Here is a 20258-nt window from a genome sequence, read left to right as displayed (position 1 = left end):
TAAAAAGATGAAAATTAGATTGATATTATGGGCCGCACTTTTGTGCGGTACCATCTTTCGTGCAAATGCTCAAGGAGTGGAATTTCGTGATCTGACTTTCCGGCAGGCTTTGGAACAAGCCCAAAAAGAGGGAAAGTTAGTGTTCATGGATTGTTATACCAGTTGGTGTGGGCCTTGTAAAAATATGTTGAACAATGTATTTACATTAGCCGAGGCAGGAGTGTTTATGAATGAAGAATTCGTATGTGTGAAATTCGATATGGAAAAGGGGGAAGGAATAGAACTCGGAAAACGTTTTGAAGTGCGTGCTTTTCCAACTTTCTTCATATTACGACCGGATGGAACGGTACAACATAAATTAGTGGGTGGTAGCCAATGGGAGCGATTCCGGATGCGTGTGGAGAGAGGTTTAAATGAAAAGACTTCATTGCTCTACTTGGAGGGGCGTAATCAAGCGGGCAAATTGTCTACAAAAGAATATGCCGCCTATGTAAATGCATTGAGAGATGCTTCGCGTGATGACGAAATTGAAACTTTTTGTCAGAAAGCGTTTGGTAAATTGAATGATAAGGTGAAATGTCGCAAGGAGAACTGGTATCTTTTTGAACAGGAGATGCAACCGAATGATGAACGATTTATTTATTTGGTAGAAAATAAGTCGGATATTGATAAAAATATTGGAAGTACAATTGTAGATGAACGGATTTGTTCCGTGTATTCGGATGCTTTGAATCGTTTACATAGTGATAAAGGGAATACGTGGGTTGAAATGTATGGATTGATAAAAACTCAATCGGGAAAGATTGAGTTTGATGGAAAGGATAAGATTAGTTGCCTGTTGGAGTATATTGTTGCTTTGAAAACCCGGGAGGTAGAGAGCGTGTTGCAATGTTTGGAGAAGAATAAGGAAAATTTACCGACTTATGTCGAGTTTGATATGCTCGGAGGCTTAAATTTTATCATGAATCTTGGTGATAACAGTCAAGTTGAACGTTATATTCATTTAGGAAGAGAGGCGGAGGATAAGGCTGAAACTCCACAATTGAAAGAGATTATAAAAAGAGTTTTCGATAAATTACAAGGAGAGTTGACAGATCGTACTACTTATGTCGAATTGAAAGGAAAGGTGACGAAGGATAAAATGGAGAATGTAAATCTGTATGAGGTGGTGGATGGTAAGGAACGTTTGGTGGCAACAACTCATATTAGTGAAGATGGGCATTATGGTTTTTCTTTTCAACCTGCATATCAGGGATTTTATACCGTGGGAGGAGAGAAAATTTTAGATCGTGTACGTCTGTATCTGGAGCCGGGTGATCGGGCTGAGGTGAACATCTTAGAAGATACGCTGATGATAACTGACCGTAATACTCCAGAAAATCTTTTACTGGCTCGTTGGGAATCAATGATGATACCTGTGAGGAAAAGGTTGGATGATATGAAATATGTTTTATTCGATTACAGAGATTTTTATCCTTATTTCGTGGCTTTTTTACCACAGGCGGAGAAGTTTAAGGATGAAATCTCTTTCCGGGATGCGGCTTTCGCGGCTTTAGTTAGGCAAACGGTTGATTATGATTTGGATTATGCTGCGTTTAGAATATTGAATGCTTTAAAAGCGACGAAAGAAGTTTATATGCGTGATGGCAGACCGACACATATTCCAAGTCGTCCGACACCGACAGATTATCCGGAATATTATAAGACAATCGTGAAAAAAGGAAAGTTATCGGATGTTTCGATATTAAGGCAACCTTATGGCTATGATTATTTACAACGTTATACGACTTTTGCTTGTGGTGGAGAAAAAGAACGGATTGCTTTGGAGAATCGTTTGGAATGGTTGTCAAGCGATCCGTTGAAAGCTGAAATGATTCTTTGGGAGATGGAAAAGTGTAGGAAGTATGAAGATTATATCGAACTTTTGGATACTTACGGGAACTATTTGACAACAGCCAATCATCAACAACGAGTTGATGCTGTTTCGGCTAAATTATACAAGGGTACTGCCGGAAAATTAGCATCTGATTTTACCTACCCGGATCGGGATGGAAAACTGGTTTCCTTGTCGGATTTTCGAGGAAAAGTAGTTGTCGTGGATGTTTGGGCTACATGGTGTGGGCCTTGTCGGGCAGAAATCCCACATTTGCTTAAACTAGAAAAGGAGATGAGGGGAAAAGACGTGGTCTTTATCGGAGTATCTGTCGACGAACAGAAAGACTATAAAAAATGGTTGGAGGCATTGGAACAGGAAGGATTGGAAGGTATTCAGCTATTTGCTAATGGTAAGAACAAGCAAGGTAGGGATAAAATAATGAATGATTATAAAATTAAAGGGATACCTCGGTTTATGGTATTTAACAAAAAAGGAAAGGTCGTTACGATTAATTCGCCCCGTCCCTCAAGTCCGGAACTGAAGAGCTTGTTGCAAAAGTTGTTGAAATAAAAAGAACTCCAAGGACAAGGAAATAATAAAATATATTAAAAACCCCGTAACGGAAGTTGCGGGGTTTTTCGTACCTTTGAAACTTGAATATTTTCAAAGAAAAGGGATATGAATAGATTGAAAGAGCATAAGGGGATAAGTCTGTTGCTTCGATATAAAAAAGAGATGCTCCGTCGTATGGATTGTCTGTTGGATTTGGATTATCATTACATGGTTTTGCGCAGGGATTATGGGAATCGTTTCGTGATCACGGAGTTCTTGCAGAAGGCGTTGTCTATCGTGGTGGTTTCTTTCAATCGTTTTATCAAGGATGCGTGTACGATTTCGGCATCGGCACTCACGTTTTATTCGATCCTGTCGTTTATCCCGCTGATGGCGTTGGCTTTCGCTTTGGCTGCCGGGTTTGGTGCCCGCGAGGCTTTGGAGAAGGAGTTTATGTTGCAATTGGGCGATAACCAGGAGTTTGCCGGGCAGTTGCTGGGGTATGTCACGAAAGCGATTGATCATGCCAAGGGCGGGGTGATCACGGGTGTCGGTATCGTGATTTTGCTTTGGTCGGTGATCAAGGTGTTGAATAGTACCGAAATGACGATGAATCGTATCTGGGGGGTGCGAAAGGGAAGGAGTTTACGGCGGATGTTCACGGATTATTTCTCGATTATCTTTATCGCCCCGATTCTGATGATTCTCGTGAGTAGCTTGAATTTGTTCATGACAAGTTCCGGGTGGCAGGAGAATTTTCCGTTGATCAGTTCCTTTCTCCAAATTGTGATCAAGTTGCTGCCTTATATGCTGGTGTGGATGCTGTTTATCTTCCTCTATATGTTTATGCCGGCGACCCCGGTGAAGTTCAAGCACGCTTTCGTGGCGGCGATGATTGCCGGGACGGTTTACCAGATCATTCAATGGTTTTACATCCGTTTCCAGATCGGCATGAGTTCTTACAGTGCCATATATGGTACGCTGGCCGCTTTGCCGTTGTTATTGGTGTGGTTGCAGTTAAGCTGGAGTGTCGTGTTGTGGGGGACGGAATTGTGCTATATTTTCCGGAACAGGCATTTCATGTACAAGAACGAGTTGTTCGGGGATACGGCTTGGATGGAGACGTTGGAATGTGCATTGAAAATCATGAGGTTCGTGGCTCGGGTGTACGTGAACGGAGGGGGTGGTCCGAGTTTAGGGATGATTAACAAGGAATTGAAGATTAATACCGGGAAATTACGTATCGTGTTGCAAGAACTGGTGGATTTACATATTCTGGTAGAGGCGAAGGAAGAGGACGATTATTTCTATTACCCGGCCTCGGATTTGCACACGATGTCGGTGGGAGATATTATCATTCGTTTTTCCCGGGTAGATGAAAGCCGGGATGAAGTCTGGAAAAAACAATTCAAGGAAACCGTGTTGTCCGGTTTTGCCGGCGATCGGTTGATTGAGGATTCTGAGGTTCAGCAATAACGGGAATGTATTCATCTTAAAGTCTCGTTTTTTCTTGTATATCCGGTAAAACTTTTATATATTGTCGGGCAAATTGAAATGAAGTATGAGGAAAAGAATCGATTTAGAGTACATTTTCTCATCGTCGGTAACAATATTGTTCTCCCGTCTAAGTTCTGCTCCCGGTTTGGCGGAGTGGTTTTCCGATGATGTGAAACATGATGGAAATATCTTCACGTTTGTGTGGGATGGTATTGGTGAAGAAGCGGAGTTAGTGGATATGAAGAAAAATTCTTACGTGCGCTTCAAGTGGCTGGATGCGGACGATGAGGAAGAATTTTTTGAATTTTCGCTCCACGTAGAGCCTTTGACGGAGGAGGTCGCTTTGATCATCACGGATTTTGTGGATGCTGATGAAGAGGGGGATGCCATTGAATTATGGAATAAACAGGTCGAAATGTTACATCGCACGGTTGGTGGATAAAGTTTTTTTCTATCTTTGTGGATTCGTTTATCACGAGTAAAGTAGAAAAATAAGAAAACCAATATAAGGTGCTAAAGATGAAGAAGCTCCACCTGTTTATGCTTAAAAGCTTTGTCGGTCCTTTCGTGGCCACCTTTTTTATCAGTATGTTCGTTTTGATCATGCAGTTCTTGTGGCGATATATTGATGATCTGGTGGGAAAAGGATTGGAAGGTCATGTTATTTCAGAATTACTTTTTTACGTGTCATTGACACTCGTGCCGATGGGTTTACCATTGGCAGTGTTGTTGGCCTCCATCATGACATTTGGTAGTCTAGGGGAGAATTACGAGTTAACGGCGTTGAAAGCGGCAGGTATTTCCCTGTACCGGATTATGAAACCGTTGATCGTGCTGATCGTTATTTTCACGATTGCGGCATTCTTTTTTTCCAACAATGTTCTTCCTTACGCTAACTTGAAGGCAAGTAGCTTATTGTACGATATAAAACGACAGAAACCGGAATTATCCTTGAAGGAGGGAGTGTTTATCAATGATATAGAGGGGTATAGTATTAAGGTGGATAAGATCGACAAGAAGTCGGGTATGATGTACAATATGTTGATTTACAATCATACGGATAGAAAGGGTAATTATGAGATGACAATTGCAGATTCCGGTATCATGGAGGCAGACCCGACGGGGCGTTTCATGGAGGTGGAATTGTATCACGGTTACACGTACACGGACGAGGGGTTGAAATCGAATAATAATAAAACCTATCCTTTCCGGCGAGTGCAGTTTGACAAGCAGTATTTTGTTATCCCCTTAGGCGATAAAGATTTGCAGCGTACGGATGAAGACTTGTTCAAGAATAGTTACGGGATGTTAAATATTGCCCAGCTGGATAGTACGGTTTCGGCCTTGTCCCTACGATTGGATAGCCGGAAACAAAGAAAAGCGCATGATATGCTCCGGGAGAATTACGTGAGGAAACAGGAGAGAAACCCCAAGCGGGATAGCGTGATTCGTGAAGAGACGAGAGGGGTTGTCAGGAATCTGGATAGTCTTTACCAGACTTTTGACGTGGAGGAACGGAAAAACACGATTGACCAGGCCGTGCAGCTTGCCCGGGGGGCTCAAACGAGTCACATGAATGATTTATCTATCAATAAACGGGACGAAGAGGCCGTTCGTAAATATAATATCGAATGGCACAGAAAGTTTACTTTGTCATTTGCCTGTTTTATTTTCTTCTTTATCGGGGCCCCGCTGGGGGGTATTATCCGTAAAGGAGGATTAGGGGCTCCGGTGGTGGTTTCGATCTTCCTGTTTATCGTGTATTATATTATTTGGATGATGGGGGAACGAGCGGCCCGGGAAGGGGTGTTGGAGCCTTGGCAGGGAATGTGGATTTCTTCCGTGGTTCTGTTACCGTTGGGGGCAGTGTTGACTTACACGGCCATGACGGATTCGGCTGTCATGAGTAGTGAATCCTATACTAATTTCATCAAGAAGATCATCGGTTTCTTTAAAAAGAAAGATAAAAATGCGTGAATTGAGAATCGTGTACATGGGAACACCGGATTTTGCGGTGTATCCGTTACAGAAGTTGCTGGAGGCCGGACACAAGGTCGTGGCTGTCGTGACCAATCCGGATAAACCGGCAGGGAGGGGACAAAAGATTCAAGAGTCTCCCGTGAAGAAGTTTGCCGTGGAGAAGGGGATTCCCGTGTTGCAGCCGGAGCGTTTCCGGGATGAACGGTTTTTGGAGGAGTTGAGGGGTTTTCAAGCGGATTTGCAACTCGTGGTGGCATTCAAGATGTTGCCGGAGGTAGTTTGGAATATGCCCCCGTTGGGAACGGTAAATTTACATGCGTCATTGTTGCCGGATTACCGGGGTGCGGCCCCGATCAACTGGGCGGTGATGAACGGGGAGACTTGTAGCGGGGTGACGACTTTTCTTTTAAAACACGAGATTGATACCGGGAATTTGATTTTTCAGGAGCGGGTGGAGATCGGACCGAACATGACAGCCGGAGAGTTGCACGATCAATTGATGTACACGGGTGCCGATTTGCTGGTGAAAACGGTGGAGGCTATGGCTGCCGGTGATTACCCGTCGCAGGATCAGGTCGGGTTGCTGGCCGGGCGTGAACCGAAACACGCACCTAAAATATTCAAGGAGGATATGAAGGTGGATTGGTCACTAGGTTTGGACGCTATTTTTAATCATATACGGGGACTTTCACCTTTTCCGACGGCGTGGACCGAATTCCGAAACAAGAAGAACGGGGAAGTTGTGTCGTTGAAGATTTTCGAGACGGAGCGAATCGTGAAAGATCATGGGAAAGAAGTGGGTCTGTCAACGGATAATAAAACTTACTTGGACGTGTTGGTAGAGGGGGGAGTCATTCGGATAAAAGAGTTACAGTTGTCCGGGAAAAAGCGGATGAAGACGGAAGAGTTCCTGCGGGGATTTCATATAGAGGATTACTCTTTGTAATCAATTTACTATGCGTGTCGGGCGAGAAACTATGCGAAGACCGATCCTTGGGTTAGGGATCGGGGGGAGTGTGTTACTCGCTTTGGTGATTGGGTGGTGGTATTTTCTACCAACCCCGTTGTTTACTGTGCCTTATTCCACGGTGATTTTGGATAAGGAGGGGGAGATTATGGGTATGACGGTGGCGAGTGACGGGCAGTACCGGGTGTCGGGCAGGGGGCGCCTTTCCATGAAGTATATGGCCGCCTTACTATGTTTCGAGGATAAGCGGTTTTTGACACACTCCGGGGTGGACCCGCTGGCGGTGGGACGGGCGTTGTGGTTGAACGTGCGGAGGGGTTCGGTGGTGAGTGGCGGGAGTACGTTGACGATGCAGGTAATTCGGCTGTCACGTGACAACCCGCCCCGAACGATTCCGGAGAAGATATTGGAAATGTTGCTGGCGATTCGTTTGGAACAGAGTTACACGAAATGGGAGATTCTGAATATGTACGTGGATCACGCCCCTTTTGGTGGGAATATCGTGGGAATACAGGCGGCTTCGTTGAAATATTTTAATCGTCAGCCGGATGAACTGAGCTGGGCCGAGGCGGCATTACTTGCCGTGTTGCCCAATGCCCCGGCTTTGATGTACCCGGGAAAGAATATGCCCGGTCTGAAAGGAAAGCGAGATGCTCTGTTGCGTGAACTTTATGAACAGGGATATTTTGAGCAAGGGGATTTAGAAATGGCGATGGCGGAACCTTTACCGGAACAGGTGTATAGTCCGGAATGTATCGCACCTCATTTGCTGGCAAGAGCTTACGGGCAGCGTCGGGGGAAGATCAGCCAGACGTTTATTGATTCCCGGTTGCAGGAACAGGTGAACGGGATTGTGAGGCGGCATATTGACGTGTTGAAACACAATCATATCTATAATGCTGCCGTGTTGGTAGCGCATATCCCGACCGGACAGGTACGGGCTTACGTGGGAAACGGGCCTAAGGTGCGTGATGATGGGGGAAATCAAGTGGATATTATCACGTCGAACCGTAGTTCGGGGAGTATTTTGAAACCGGCGTTGTACGCGCTGATGCAGCAATCCGGGTATATCTTGCCGGGGACGATCGTGTCGGACGTGCCGTCCCGTTTCGGGGGATATGTTCCCTCGAATTTTAACAAGGATTTCCAAGGGATTGTCCCTGCCGACAGGGCGTTGTCAATGTCTTTGAATATTCCTTTCGTGCGCTTGTTGCGGGAGTATGGGGTGGAGCATTTCTATGATGATTTGAAAAAGATGGGGATCACGACGTTAAATCGGAAGGCGGAGAATTACGGGTTAAGCTTGATTTTGGGAGGAGCCGAGTGTAAGTTGTGGGATTTGTGTAATATGTACGGGGGGATGGCTTCCATTTTGAGGCACTATAACGAGTGTGACGGGACGAGTTTTAACCACGAGTTTCGACGTTTACGACTTTGGGCAGGTGAACAGGTGGATAGTGTCGAGGTGCAGAATAACGTGGTCAATGCTGCGGCGGTATGGCTTACACTCAAGGCTTTGCAGGACGTGGAACGGCCGGATTTGGAGTCGGGATGGAAGAATTTTGCCTCTTCGATGAATCTTTCTTGGAAGACGGGAACGAGTTTCGGTTTCCGGGATGCCTGGGCGGTGGGGGTGAATCCGGAGTACGTGATTGGCGTGTGGGTTGGTAATGCGGATGGCGAGGGACGTCCCGGGCTGATCGGGGTACGGGCTGCGGCTCCGATTTTGTTTGAGGTGGCCTCTTTGGTGAGGACAGATGCCCGTTTTTATATGCCGAAGGAGGAGTTGTCCGCAGTTGCCGTTTGTCGTAAGAGTGGATATCGGGCATCTTCAATATGCCCGGAAATAGATACCGTTTATATTGCCCGTGCCGGGGAGAAAACAGAGGTTTGTCCTTACCATCGATTAGTGAATCTTGATTGGACGGGTAAATTCCGGGTGGATTCGGAATGTGAGTCCGTGTCACGCATGAGGATTGAACCTTGGTTCGTGCTGTCTCCCGTACAGGAGTGGTATTATGCCCGCACACATTCGGATTACAAGAAATTACCGCCTTATCGTGCCGATTGCCAGCGAGGGCAGGATGACGTGATGGAAATGATTTACCCGCAGCGGGGATTGCGGGTGTTTATTCCCAAAGATTTAGGGGGAGTGGTACGTGGTGTTGTGTTTGAAATGGCTCATCGGGAGCCTTCCACGTTGGTGTACTGGCATATCGACGATCAATTTCTGGGAACAACCCGTTATCATCACCAGTTAGAGGTAAATGTGGCCCCCGGACGACATACGCTTTATCTCGTGGATGCGAAGGGGAATTCACTACGGCAGAGTTTTGTTGTCGTGGATGGGGAAAAGGATTATAAATGAATTGGAACTTATATATGAGTTTACAGTAAACTAACTCCCTCCCGGCTTCGCCGTACTCCCTCTATAAACAGAGGGAGAGTTGAAATACTCCCTGTCTTCGGGAATAGTCACCAGCTCCTCCTCTGTTTATAGAGGAGGTGGCACGAAGTGACGGAGGAGTTTGAATATGAAAACAAGCATTACCTTAATGGACTGTAAAGTAGTATATGATTACCAACGAATTAATGTTTGTCGAGTTTTAGAAAATCATTTTTGCTGATCTTGGTGCGATGTTTTTCTTTGTCCCCAGATTTTACGACAATAGTTACCGAATCTTTCCAGTGCTGAAGGTTTACAAGTGATGAAATATCACATGATACGGTTCCGTGGTCGGTTAGAGTTTTTGACCAATCATCGGGAATATTCGGATTATAGTAAAGTTGCAATTTCAGTGAATCTTGGGTTTGTTCCTGTGGGTCATATACGATATTGATTTTACCTTGAATTTTCTCTCCGGTTACCGAGTTTACCGTGGAGAAACCTGCATGTAGATCAAAATAACCATGATACCCATAACCTACACCTAAGAATGATGGTAATTGACAATTCTCGGCTATGTTTGTATTATTGGCTTCCTCTTTGCTAATCGGGTGAATTATCTCGTATTTTGACCACGTGACGACATGGGCATTGTTGATAAACTTTTCACCGTTTGCGGAGGTTTCCCAGTCTTCCTCGTTATAATAAAAGCCGAAATAGCCTCTTTCCGCATCAGCGAGATTTTGATCGTATGAGATTACCAGTCCCCCGCCATCCAGATAGCAATGGAAACCGTTTGTCGTGTCCCCGATAATCGTGGCAACACACATGAAACCTCTTGAGCCGTCATCTTTGTTGTCATTGCAACTAGAGCTTATTACTAGACATATCAATAAGGTAATGGTAGTCAACAAATTTGTATTCATACATACTTGATTATAATACAGCAAATATAGTAAAATTTTAGTACGTCATTCCAAAATGCCAGAGTGGAATGATGTTCATGTACCCGAATTCAATATCATCTTTTACAATAAAGCTGTTTTCAATATTTTGAATTTGTTTTTGTTTTTTGTTCTTTCCCCCGACTTCAAACGTGATGTCATTGATCAGGAAATCGGATGCGGGGGATGCAATAACATCAGCAATGACTCTGGTTTGATTAAAAAAGAATGTTTCCCGGATATTCCCGATATTCGAGTTCTCGTGTGCCAGATTGTAAATTAAATTCGTGTTATCCAAGTAAATTTTGTTTACTTTTCCTAATCCTCGAACACCGCCGGTGGCATCACGTAGTTGTGAAATAAGTCCGGCTTCTTCAATGTACAGGCAATAATCGGCTATATTATTACGACTGGCTCCCAACATTTCCGCGATGCTACTTAGGTTGGGTTTAAATGGGACGCTTTTCGCTATGATCGCTAATAATTGTTTTAGTTTTCGGCCCGTGGATACATTCATATCCGCGTACAGGGGAATGTCGGATTCCAGCGTTTGGTTGATGATCTGTCGTAAACGCTGATCGTATGTGTCTTCTAGGGCAAATGGGTAGTAACCTCGTTTCAGGTAATCCTGAAAAAGGGGCAGGGGATGTATTGATTCCGGAATTTCCACCTTGTGGGTGATGATGTCCTGTAAATCGTAGATGTCGGTCGAGATTTGATGGAATAGTTGCAAGTATTCTCGGAAGGAAAGTCCCTGCATTTGGTACATGATGGCTCTTCGACTCAGATCGGAAACTCCTTTATTGATGTCTAGTATCGAGGACCCGGTAAATATGATTTTTAATTCCGGGTGGTAATCATAGATTAGTTTTAATTCTTTCGACCAATTTTTATACTTGTGTATTTCATCGATAAACAGGTGTTTACCGCCTACTTTCGTGTATGAATCAGCCAAGTCTAGGAGTTTATGGTCTGCAAAGTAGAAATCTTCTGCCGTAACGTACAATGCCGTGTTCGGATTCAAGTTCTCTTTAATGTATTGGAGTATTAGGGTGGTTTTGCCGACACCTCTTGGTCCGATTATACCGATCATTCGGCTGTTCCAATTTATTTTGGAATAAATGTATCGGTGGAAGTCGGTCTTTGTTTCTTGAAGTAGCTTGTTAAAATGTTCCAATAATTTTTCCATATCACGTTCCTTTTTCACAAAGATACAAAAAAATGCACTGCAAGAGTGCATTTTTATCTAAATCTTGCACTGTGAGAGTGCATTTTCTCTTTGTTTGGATCTCAACGGGACTGTTCAAAAAGTTTTATCTGGTAAAGCTACCCCCTCCAGCTCCCCCTTACACAGGGGGAGAGCTGATTACCAATCGATTTTCCCTTTTGAATACTCCTATTATTTCCTGTTCACGTCTCTAGAACTAGCTTGAGCGGTAGGCATAATCTGAATATCGTTCAAACAGATGTGAGCCGGACGGGTCACGGCAAACACGATCGTGTCGGCGATGTCTTCTCCCGTGAGAGGGGTAACACCCTTGTACACGTTGTCTGCGGCTTGTTGGTCACCTTTGTAGCGCACTACAGAGAATTCGGTTTCAACCATTCCCGGAGCGATGTTGGTTACCTTGATGTTGTGTTTCAACATATCGATGCGCATGGCTTTGGAAAGGGCGTCCACGGCGTGTTTGGTGGCACAATACACGTTCCCACCGGGGTAAACTTCCTTACCTGCCACGGAGGCGATGTTGACGATATGTCCTTTTTCATTTTTGATCATCAAGGGGGCTACTTCGTGGGTGATGTAAAGAAGGCCTTTCACGTTGGTGTCGATCATGCGTTCCCAATCATCCAAAATCCCATCTTGGATAGGAGAAGTTCCCACGGCAAGACCTGCATTGTTGACTAAAATATCTATATTTTGCCATTCTGCCGGTAGGTTGCTGATTGCGTTGTGAACTTCCTGTTGGTTACGAACATCGAATTGAAGAGTCAGTACTTGAATGCCTTTTGTCTTTAATTCGTCTTCCAGTGCGGTCAGACGATCGCCCCGGCGTCCGGTGATAATGAGGTTATACCCGATTTCGGCCAATTTGGTCGCTGTTGCCTTTCCGATACCGGAAGTGGCTCCTGTGATTAACGCTATCTTGTTCATAGTAGTAATTATTGTTTAAATCTGTCGTGCGAAGGTATGATTTTTTTCTTATTTTCGCACGAAATAATAGTTGCAAGTTACAGGTTACAAGTTGCAGGTTAATTACCGAACAAATAATTTTGAACTTGTAACTTGTAACCTGTAACGTGGCGAAGCCACCATATTTATGTATAAAGAAATAGAATTGAGGATTACGCCGGAAGAGGCACATGATCGAGAGATTGTTAATGAACTGTTGGCAATGATGTTGCACGTGGGGCAGGAGAGGATTGTGCATGTGGAGATTTTGCGAAAATCAATAGATGCCCGTCAGCGTAGGGTTGTTATTCAACTGAAAGTTGGTGTTCATCTGGATCGGGTGGAACAGAAGGAACGGGTATTTACTCCCCAATACCGGGATGTTTCGTCTGCCGGGACGGTGGTCGTGGTGGGTGCCGGACCGGCCGGTTTGTTTGCGGCTTTACGCTTGATCGAGTTGGGGAAAAGACCGATAGTTTTGGAGAGAGGGAAATGCGTGGAAGAGCGGAAACAGGATCTGAATCGTTTGTACAAAACCGGGGTGGCGAATGAAGATTCGAATTACGGTTTCGGGGAAGGAGGGGCCGGGACGTTCTCGGATGGTAAATTGTTTACCCGCTCGAAGAAGCGGGGGAATGTGGATCGTATTTTGGAAATCCTGGTCTATCATGGGGCGAATCCTAATATATTGATTGATGCACACCCGCATATCGGCACGGATAAATTGCCTCAGGTGATTGTGAATATGCGTAAGACGATTGAGAAGTATGGTGGCGAAGTACGTTTTAATAGTCGGGTGAGGGATATTATTATAGAGCAGAACCGGGTGAAAGGAGTGGTGACGGGTGATGAGGAGATTCGGGCAGAACACGTTATTCTTGCCACGGGACATTCGGCCCGTGACGTATACCGGATGTTACGGGCCCGGTCCGTGTTGATGCTGCCGAAGGATTTTGCCGTGGGGCTTCGACTGGAACATCCGCAAGAGTTAATTGACCGGATTCAGTACCATAACCCGCAAGGGCGGGGAAATTTTCTACCTGCGGCCGAGTATAGTTTCGTGACAAATGTGGATGGGCGAGGGGTATATTCATTTTGTATGTGTCCCGGAGGGGTGGTCGTTCCGGCTTGCACGGGACCGGAACAACAAGTGGTGAACGGTATGTCTGCATCCGGTAGAAACACGGCATGGGCAAATTCGGCCATGGTAACCTCGATCGGGGAAAGTGAATTGGCCGGGATGCGTTACAAGGGGTTATTTGCCGGGTTGGAATTTCAAGAGGATTTAGAGCGGGCGTCTTGGGAACAGGGAGGGAAAAATTTGTATGCTCCGGCTCAACGATTAACTCATTTTCTGAGAGGACATTTAAGTGAAAATTTACCAAAAAGTTCTTATAAACCGGGGGTACGGGTAACCTCTTTTCAGGAATGGTTACCCGAAGTTGTTTACCAGCGTCTTTGTGCCGGATTGGAGCAGTTCGGGAAAAAGGCCCGGGGGTTTATCACGGAGGATGCCCTTCTGTTGGGTGTGGAGAGTCGTACTTCTTCTCCATTGAGGATTCCGAGAGAAACAGAAAAGATGATGCATCCGGAAATTGTCGGGTTATATCCCTGTGGAGAAGGAGCCGGATATGCCGGGGGAATTGTCTCGGCCGCAATGGATGGAGAAGGCTGTGCAGAGGCAATTTGTTAAGAAACAAGAAGGGGCCTGATTGGTTATAACCGAATGTGTTAAAGTGACTTTGTTTTTTTGATAAAAAATTTGCATTAATCAAGAAAATATCTACATTTGCGAATGTATAAAGAATTTATTAGTTCTAATCCTAAAACTGTCTATTATGAATAAAGCTCAATTAATTGACGCGATTGCTGAAAAAGCTGGTTTGACAAAAGCAGATTCTAAAAAAGCATTAGAGGCTTTTGTAGCTACGATCGGAGAATCTTTGAAAAAAGATGAAAAAGTAGCATTGGTTGGTTTCGGATCTTTCTCTGTATCTGAAAGAAGTGCAAGAGCAGGTAGAAATCCGCAAACCGGGAAAACAATCCAAATTCCGGCTAAGAAGGTGGTGAGATTTAAAGCTGGTGCTGAATTAGAAGGCCAACTATAATTACCATTTAAGAGATTTAAAAGGGGGTGTTTTGAGACACCCTTTTTTTGTTCATCATCAAATTGATTTGGTGATGAACAAGTTGCAAGTTACAGGTTGTGAAAACCGGAGCGAAATGAACTTGTAACCTGCAACTTGTGAACTTGTAACTTTTAACGTGACGAAGTCACCTTAAAATAGCATTATGCATACTGTAAGAGAGCAGGTTGAGTATCTGAGTGAGTTTGTGACGGATTATAAGAATGATTTGTTTCGTCGGTTAATTGCGGAACGAACGAGTTATGTCACGATGGTACTTGAGGATTTTTACCAGCAACATAATTGTAGCGCCGTGTTGCGTTCGTGCGATTGTTTCGGGATTCAGAACGTTCATGTGATTGAAAATATGAATTCTTTCACGGATAATTCCGAGATTTCGATGGGAGCTGCCGACTGGCTGACCGTTCATCGGCATCGGAAGAGAGAGAATAACACGGTGGAGACGATTGAGATGTTGAAATCACAGGGATACCGGATCGTGGCGACAACCCCGCATGAACGAGATACTTTTATTGATGATATTGACCTCTACAAGGGGAAGATGGCTTTTTTCATGGGAACGGAGCTGACAGGATTGTCGGATGACGTGTTGTCGAGGGCCGACGAGTTCGTGAAAGTACCCATGTATGGTTTTACGGAGAGTTATAACGTGAGCGTGTGTGCCGCTTTACTGATGTATAGCGTGGTACAGCGTTTGCGACAAACAGATATAGACTGGCATTTACCGGAGGAGGAACGTTACGAAGTGTTATTTGCTTGGTACAAGCGTTCGATTAAGGCTTCGGCTCAGATATTGGAAAGGTTTAATCATAACGAGTGAGAGATGTATTATTTGAAATGTAAACATTGTAATCACCTGAACGAGGTGAAGTCCGAGTACTTGGTGGTATGTGGTTTGTGTAACCGGAAACTGGAAGATAATTATAAGGATTGGAAGGTGAAACATCCGGAGAAGTCATTCGAGGATTTCCAGCGAGAGGTTTGTTTGACGGAAGAACAGGTGAAGAAGGGAAATATGATGAAACCGACCGGGAAGAAAGGGAATAAGAAAGGTTTGATTGCCGGGTGCATCGGGGGAGTACTGGTCATATTGATGGTAGCGCTTGTCATAAACGGGATGAAGAATAGTTATGACGAGTTGTATGGAGATGATGCTACCCCGGTGTTGGAGCAGCAATGGCACACGGGAACATACGCGGGAGGGGTGTCCCTTGCCACGCCCAAGGCGATGAAGTCTGCGGGGTCCATGATCAATAAGTTGCCGGAAGAAGTGCGTCCTTTGATTAAAGAGATGCAAACTTTTAGTTATAAAGGGAACGGTTTGGAGTTTATGTATTTATATACCGAGTACACGCCCGAAGTCGGGCAGGTTGATTTGGAGGGGGCTGTAAACGGGGGATTGAATCAGTTGAAGAGTCAGCCGGGAGTGTTCGATCTGAAAAATGATATTGCTTACGTGGAGGAGGGTGATTTGAGCGGGGTCGTTATGCAGGGAACATACGTACAAAGAGGGACGGAATATGAATTTAAGATTACTTTATACACGACCGGATTGAAACTTTATCAATTTATTTCGAGTAATAAGAAAGGAGATGACACGGCCAGAGGTGTTGTGCGTCGAATATATGATTCGTTGAAAATCAGCGGACATGGAACATCAGAAACAGGAGGTGCAGAATGAAAGAACAAGTGTATTTATTGGAACAGTTTGACGATATAAAGATATTGCGTTACGATGTCCCCGCTTTTGAGGGATTGTCCTTGCGGGAAAAGTTATTTGTTTATTACTTGAGCCAGGCGGCTTTGGCCGGGAGAGATATTCTCTGGGATCAGAATAATAAATACAATCTTCGGGTCCGGGAGGCATTGGAAAGTATTCTTCGGGCATATCAAGGAAGCCGGGAGACGGAAGAGTTTCAGGCTTTTTTGGTGTACGCTAAAAAAGTGTTTTTTGCTAACGGGGTACATCATCATTACTCGATGGAAAAGTTTACCCCTTCCTTTACTCCCGAATATTTTAAGTCACTTCTTCGGGAAGTGGGAGCGGAACAGTTGTACGAGGAAGTGGAACGTGTTATTTTTGATCCGAAATATATGGCGAAGCGGGTGGTACTGGACGAGGGGAAGGATCTGGTGCAGGCGTCTGCCAATCATTATTACGAGGGGGTGACACAAGAAGAGGTGGAGAAATTCTACGGGGAGAAGAAAAAAGAGAATGCGTTGCTTTCTTGGGGATTAAATTCTACGTTGGTACGTGATGAAAAAGGTCAGTTGCAAGAGCAGGTTTGGTTTGCCGGGGGAAAATACGGGAAAGAGATTCGCCGTATTGTGGAATATTTGAAGAAGGCCGCGGAATATGCTTGTAACGAGCATCAGAAAGAGGTGATCGAGTTATTGATCCAGTATTACGAGACGGGTGATTTATCCTTGTTTGACCGTTACTCTATTGAATGGGTGAAAGAGGTGGCAGCCCCGATAGATTTTATCAACGGTTTTATTGAAGTGTATGGAGATCCGTTAGCATATAAGGCCAGCTGGGAATCCGTGGTTCAGATTATGGACGAAGAGGCCTGCAAGCGTACACGTAAATTGGCGGATAATGCTATGTGGTTTGAACGGAATGCACCGATTGATGAGCGTTTCAAGAAGAGTGAGGTGGTGGGTATTACGGCGAGAGTGGTACAGGCTGCCATGCTGGGTGGGGATTGCCATCCGGCAACTCCGATTGGGATTAATTTGCCGAATGCCGAATGGATTCGGGAACGTTATGGCAGTAAGTCGGTAACACTGGATAATATCACGTACGCGTACGACCGGGCTTCACTGAATTCCGGGGTACTGGACGAGTTTGCCTATTCGGACGAGGAAAAGGAATTGGTGAGAACGTACGGGTATGTCGGGGGAAACGTGCATACAGATTTGCATGAATGTCTGGGACATGGTTCCGGAAAGATGCTACCGGGCGTGGGACAGGAGGCGTTGAAAAATTATTATTCCACGATAGAAGAGGCTCGTGCGGACTTGTTCGCATTGTATTACGTGATGGACCCGAAACTGGTGGAGTTGGGGGTAATTCCCTCGTTGGAGGTGGCAAAGAGCGAATATTGCAATTATATCCGCAACGGTTTGGTGGTTCAGTTGACCCGGGTGAAGTTCGGAAATAATTTGGAAGAGTCGCACATGCGTAATCGCCAGTTAATAGCCTCTTGGGTTTACGAAAAAGGCAAAGCGGATAACGTGATCGAGCGGGTAAGTCGGGATGGAAAGACGTATTTCACGATCCGGGATTACGAGGCTTTGCGGAAACTGTTCGGGAGATTATTGGCCGAGGTGCAACGGGTGAAGTCGGAAGGTGATTTCGAGGGGGCTAGGAATTTGATCGAGAATTACGGGGTACGGATTGATCCCGTGTTGCATCAGGAAGTGCTGGAACGTTATCAAAAACTGAACGTGGCCCCATATGCCGGGTTTGTTAATCCGAAATATAGATTGGTGGAGGAAGAGGGAAAAGTGGTTGATGTGAAAATAGAATACCCGACAGATTTTCTGGCACAGATGCTGGAATACGGGGATAATAAATAATAATGATGTTTATGTTGCAAATAACACTGGCCGCGATAACCCTGCCGTTGACGGACCCGGTTTTGAAGTTCCTGTTGATTTTGGTAATTATCTTGGCGGCTCCTTTATTGTTGAATAAGTTGAGGATTCCCCATTTGTTGGGATTGATTATTGCCGGGGCAATTATCGGGCCGAATGGTTTTAACTTGGTGTTGCGGGATAGTAGTATTATTCTTTCGGGAACAGCCGGGCTTTTGTATATCATGTTCTTGGCGGGGCTGGAGATTGATCTGGGGGATTTTAAAAAGAATAAATGGAAGAGTTTGACCTTCGGGATGTACACTTTTTTGGTGCCGATGGCCTTGGGAACGCTTGTCGGGCTTTACGTGTTGAATTTCTCCATGTTGACTTCCATATTGCTGGCGAGTATGTTTGCCTCCCACACGTTGATTGCTTACCCGATTATCAGTAAGCTGGGGATCACGAAGGATAAGGCCGTGGGAATTACCGTGGGAGGGACGATGATCACGGATACTTTGGCGCTGTTGGTGTTGACGGTGATCGTGGAGATGGCCGTGGGGGATGTGGACGATTGGTTTTGGTACAGGCTGGGGGCAGCAATTATCCTCTTTTTTGCTTTCGTGATGATCGTGTTCCCGATCGTGGGACGTTGGTTTTTCAAACGGTGTGAGGATAACGTGTCACAATATATATTCGTGCTGGTCATGGTTTTCTTGGGGGCTTACTTGGCGGAATTGGCCGGACTGGAGTCTATTATCGGGGCTTTCCTTGCGGGAATGGCGTTGAACCGTCTGATTCCTTCGACTTCTCCTTTGATGAACCGGGTGGAGTTCGTGGGGAACGCGATCTTTATTCCTTTCTTTTTGATAGGGGTGGGAATGTTGATCGACTACCGGGCGTTCTTTACCAATTGGGACACGATTAAAGTGGGGGCGGTGATGATCGTGGTGGCTACCGTGGCTAAATTCGTGGCGGCTTGGCTCACGCAGAAGACGTTCCGGATGTCGGTGGACCAGCGGCGGGTGATTTTCGGATTGAGTAATGCACAGGCAGCGGCAACTTTGGCAGCCGTGATGGTGGGGTATAACGTGATATTGGGAGAGACCCCGGCGGGAGAACCGATTCGTCTGTTGAACGAGAGCGTGTTGAACGGTACGATTTTGATGATTCTGGTCACTTGCACGATGGCATCTTTCTCTGCGCAGAAAGGGGCGCATAATATCGCGATGAATGACGTGTCGGAAGAGAAAGAGGGAACCGGGGAACATCAGGAACGCATCCTGATTCCGGTGTCCTACGAGAAGAATGTGACCGAGCTGGTGAATTTGAGTACGGCAATCAAGTCGAAGAAGAATAAGAACGGGCTTTTTGCCTTGAATGTGATTAATAATCAGGCATCGGACGATAAAGCCTTCAAGCAATCCAAGAAGGTGTTGAATATGGCCGTCACGACGGCTTCGGCCACGGATAACGTGTTACAGGATTTGTTGCGATACGATCTGAACGTGGCGAATGCTATTATCAGCGTGATTAAAGAGCAGGGTATTACGGATTTGGTTTTGGGATTACATCAGGGAAAAGGTGTCGTGTCCTCCTTCTTGGGGAATATGACCGAGGCGATTCTGGGGCAGAGTAACGTGACTACATTGATTTATCGCCCCATACAACCTATAGCCACGGTGAAACGTCATCTGGTAGTGGTTCCGGCCCGGGCGGAAAAAGAGGTTGGATTCCCGATGTGGGTGAATAAGGTATGGAATATTATCCACAATTCGGGTGCGAAGGCCGTGTTCTACGCGTCAGAAGACACGATGGTGTACTTGAAGGAGATGTATAAAAAAAGACCGATCGAGGCAGAATTTTCGTCTTTTGATGATTGGGATGATTTCTTGATCATGTCCCGGGAAATAAAGAGTGACGATACGTTGTGGGTGGTGATGAGTCGTCGGGAACGGCTGTCCTATCATGCCAATATGAGTAGGATTCCCAATTATTTGAACAAGTATTTCCAATCCAATAGTTTCGTGTTGGTTTACCCGATACAGGCGGGAGAGACGAATAATCGGTATTTGGTATAGTTGAAAAGTAAAATTTAACACGCTGTCCACTCCCTATAATTGGGGAGTGGACAGCGTGTTTTTACCCGATTTTGAG

15 protein-coding genes are annotated in these 20258 nt (G+C 45.3%); 12 read left to right on the top strand and 3 right to left on the bottom strand.

Features of this window, described 5'->3' with window-relative positions:
• Positions 1–7 precede the first annotated feature (7 nt).
• The 6 genes from F1644_RS03015 (at position 8) to pbpC (ending at position 9240) form a co-directional block, all read left to right on the top strand.
• A complete protein-coding gene (locus F1644_RS03015) occupies positions 8–2446 on the top strand; it encodes a TlpA family protein disulfide reductase (protein ID WP_118302108.1) in 2439 nt (812 codons plus the stop codon).
• A 108-nt stretch (positions 2447–2554) separates the two neighbouring features.
• A complete protein-coding gene (locus F1644_RS03010) occupies positions 2555–3904 on the top strand; it encodes a YihY/virulence factor BrkB family protein (protein WP_087420527.1) in 1350 nt (449 codons plus the stop codon).
• 85 nt (positions 3905–3989) lie between these two features.
• Positions 3990–4367: an START-like domain-containing protein gene (locus F1644_RS03005; RefSeq protein ID WP_118258286.1), complete on the top strand. Its 378-nt coding sequence runs from the start codon at positions 3990–3992 to the stop codon at positions 4365–4367.
• 77 nt (positions 4368–4444) lie between these two features.
• Positions 4445–5902, top strand: a complete 1458-nt coding sequence (locus F1644_RS03000; RefSeq protein ID WP_118302109.1) for an LptF/LptG family permease — start codon at positions 4445–4447, stop codon at positions 5900–5902.
• Entirely contained in the window at positions 5889–6851 is a 963-nt protein-coding gene (fmt, locus tag F1644_RS02995) for a methionyl-tRNA formyltransferase (protein WP_229782434.1), read from the top strand. The genes F1644_RS03000 and fmt overlap by 14 nt, the downstream gene beginning before the upstream one ends.
• Before the next feature lie 10 nt (positions 6852–6861).
• Positions 6862–9240, top strand: coding sequence for a penicillin-binding protein 1C (gene pbpC, locus F1644_RS02990; protein ID WP_229782432.1), 2379 nt, complete (start codon positions 6862–6864; stop codon positions 9238–9240).
• Positions 9241–9461: 221 nt separating this feature from the next.
• Here the strand turns inward: pbpC and F1644_RS02985 are convergent, their stop codons facing one another.
• The 3 genes from F1644_RS02985 to F1644_RS02975 form a co-directional block, all read right to left on the bottom strand.
• Positions 9462–10184: a hypothetical protein gene (locus F1644_RS02985; protein WP_118302111.1), complete on the bottom strand. Its 723-nt coding sequence runs from the start codon at positions 10182–10184 to the stop codon at positions 9462–9464.
• Between the two features lie 37 nt (positions 10185–10221).
• Positions 10222–11391 (bottom strand): ATP-binding protein, encoded by a 1170-nt coding sequence (locus tag F1644_RS02980; protein ID WP_118302822.1) that lies wholly within the window; start codon positions 11389–11391, stop codon positions 10222–10224.
• Positions 11392–11601: 210 nt separating this feature from the next.
• On the bottom strand, positions 11602–12357 hold the full coding sequence (locus tag F1644_RS02975; RefSeq protein WP_087420522.1) for an SDR family oxidoreductase: 756 nt from the start codon (positions 12355–12357) through the stop codon (positions 11602–11604).
• 166 nt (positions 12358–12523) lie between these two features.
• Between F1644_RS02975 and F1644_RS02970 the strand changes: the two genes are divergently transcribed.
• The 6 genes from F1644_RS02970 to F1644_RS02945 all read left to right on the top strand — a co-directional run bounded on the left by F1644_RS02970 (position 12524) and on the right by F1644_RS02945 (position 20182).
• On the top strand, positions 12524–14068 hold the full coding sequence (locus tag F1644_RS02970; RefSeq protein ID WP_118302112.1) for an NAD(P)/FAD-dependent oxidoreductase: 1545 nt from the start codon (positions 12524–12526) through the stop codon (positions 14066–14068).
• A 145-nt stretch (positions 14069–14213) separates the two neighbouring features.
• A complete protein-coding gene (locus F1644_RS02965; RefSeq protein ID WP_027202174.1) occupies positions 14214–14483 on the top strand; it encodes an HU family DNA-binding protein in 270 nt (89 codons plus the stop codon).
• 184 nt (positions 14484–14667) lie between these two features.
• Entirely contained in the window at positions 14668–15342 is a 675-nt protein-coding gene (locus F1644_RS02960; RefSeq protein WP_118302113.1) for a TrmH family RNA methyltransferase, read from the top strand.
• A gap of 3 nt (positions 15343–15345) precedes the next feature.
• Positions 15346–16203 (top strand): hypothetical protein, encoded by an 858-nt coding sequence (locus F1644_RS02955; protein ID WP_118302114.1) that lies wholly within the window; start codon positions 15346–15348, stop codon positions 16201–16203.
• On the top strand, positions 16200–18104 hold the full coding sequence (locus tag F1644_RS02950) for a dipeptidyl-peptidase 3 family protein (protein WP_118302115.1): 1905 nt from the start codon (positions 16200–16202) through the stop codon (positions 18102–18104). The genes F1644_RS02955 and F1644_RS02950 overlap by 4 nt, the downstream gene beginning before the upstream one ends.
• An 11-nt stretch (positions 18105–18115) precedes the next feature.
• Positions 18116–20182: a cation:proton antiporter domain-containing protein gene (locus F1644_RS02945; protein WP_168044330.1), complete on the top strand. Its 2067-nt coding sequence runs from the start codon at positions 18116–18118 to the stop codon at positions 20180–20182.
• The last annotated feature ends 76 nt before the right edge of the window (positions 20183–20258 follow it).

Origin of the sequence: Butyricimonas paravirosa (assembly GCF_032878955.1) — a bacterium.
Classification (GTDB): domain Bacteria; phylum Bacteroidota; class Bacteroidia; order Bacteroidales; family Marinifilaceae; genus Butyricimonas; species Butyricimonas paravirosa.
This window is presented reverse-complemented; position numbering and strand designations above follow the sequence as displayed.

Excerpts from the sequence above, each read along its gene's own strand:
- F1644_RS03015 (WP_118302108.1), top strand. The coding sequence starts at position 8 with ATGAAAATTAGATTGATATTATGGGCCGCACTTTTGTGCGGTACCATC.
- F1644_RS03010 (WP_087420527.1), top strand. The coding sequence starts at position 2,555 with ATGAATAGATTGAAAGAGCATAAGGGGATAAGTCTGTTGCTTCGATAT.
- F1644_RS03005 (WP_118258286.1), top strand. The coding sequence starts at position 3,990 with ATGAGGAAAAGAATCGATTTAGAGTACATTTTCTCATCGTCGGTAACA.
- F1644_RS03000 (WP_118302109.1), top strand. The coding sequence starts at position 4,445 with ATGAAGAAGCTCCACCTGTTTATGCTTAAAAGCTTTGTCGGTCCTTTC.
- pbpC (WP_229782432.1), top strand. The coding sequence starts at position 6,862 with ATGCGTGTCGGGCGAGAAACTATGCGAAGACCGATCCTTGGGTTAGGG.
- F1644_RS02985 (WP_118302111.1), bottom strand. The coding sequence starts at position 10,184 with ATGAATACAAATTTGTTGACTACCATTACCTTATTGATATGTCTAGTA.
- F1644_RS02980 (WP_118302822.1), bottom strand. The coding sequence starts at position 11,391 with ATGGAAAAATTATTGGAACATTTTAACAAGCTACTTCAAGAAACAAAG.
- F1644_RS02975 (WP_087420522.1), bottom strand. The coding sequence starts at position 12,357 with ATGAACAAGATAGCGTTAATCACAGGAGCCACTTCCGGTATCGGAAAG.
- F1644_RS02970 (WP_118302112.1), top strand. The coding sequence starts at position 12,524 with ATGTATAAAGAAATAGAATTGAGGATTACGCCGGAAGAGGCACATGAT.
- F1644_RS02965 (WP_027202174.1), top strand. The coding sequence starts at position 14,214 with ATGAATAAAGCTCAATTAATTGACGCGATTGCTGAAAAAGCTGGTTTG.
- F1644_RS02960 (WP_118302113.1), top strand. The coding sequence starts at position 14,668 with ATGCATACTGTAAGAGAGCAGGTTGAGTATCTGAGTGAGTTTGTGACG.
- F1644_RS02955 (WP_118302114.1), top strand. The coding sequence starts at position 15,346 with ATGTATTATTTGAAATGTAAACATTGTAATCACCTGAACGAGGTGAAG.
- F1644_RS02950 (WP_118302115.1), top strand. The coding sequence starts at position 16,200 with ATGAAAGAACAAGTGTATTTATTGGAACAGTTTGACGATATAAAGATA.
- F1644_RS02945 (WP_168044330.1), top strand. The coding sequence starts at position 18,116 with ATGTTGCAAATAACACTGGCCGCGATAACCCTGCCGTTGACGGACCCG.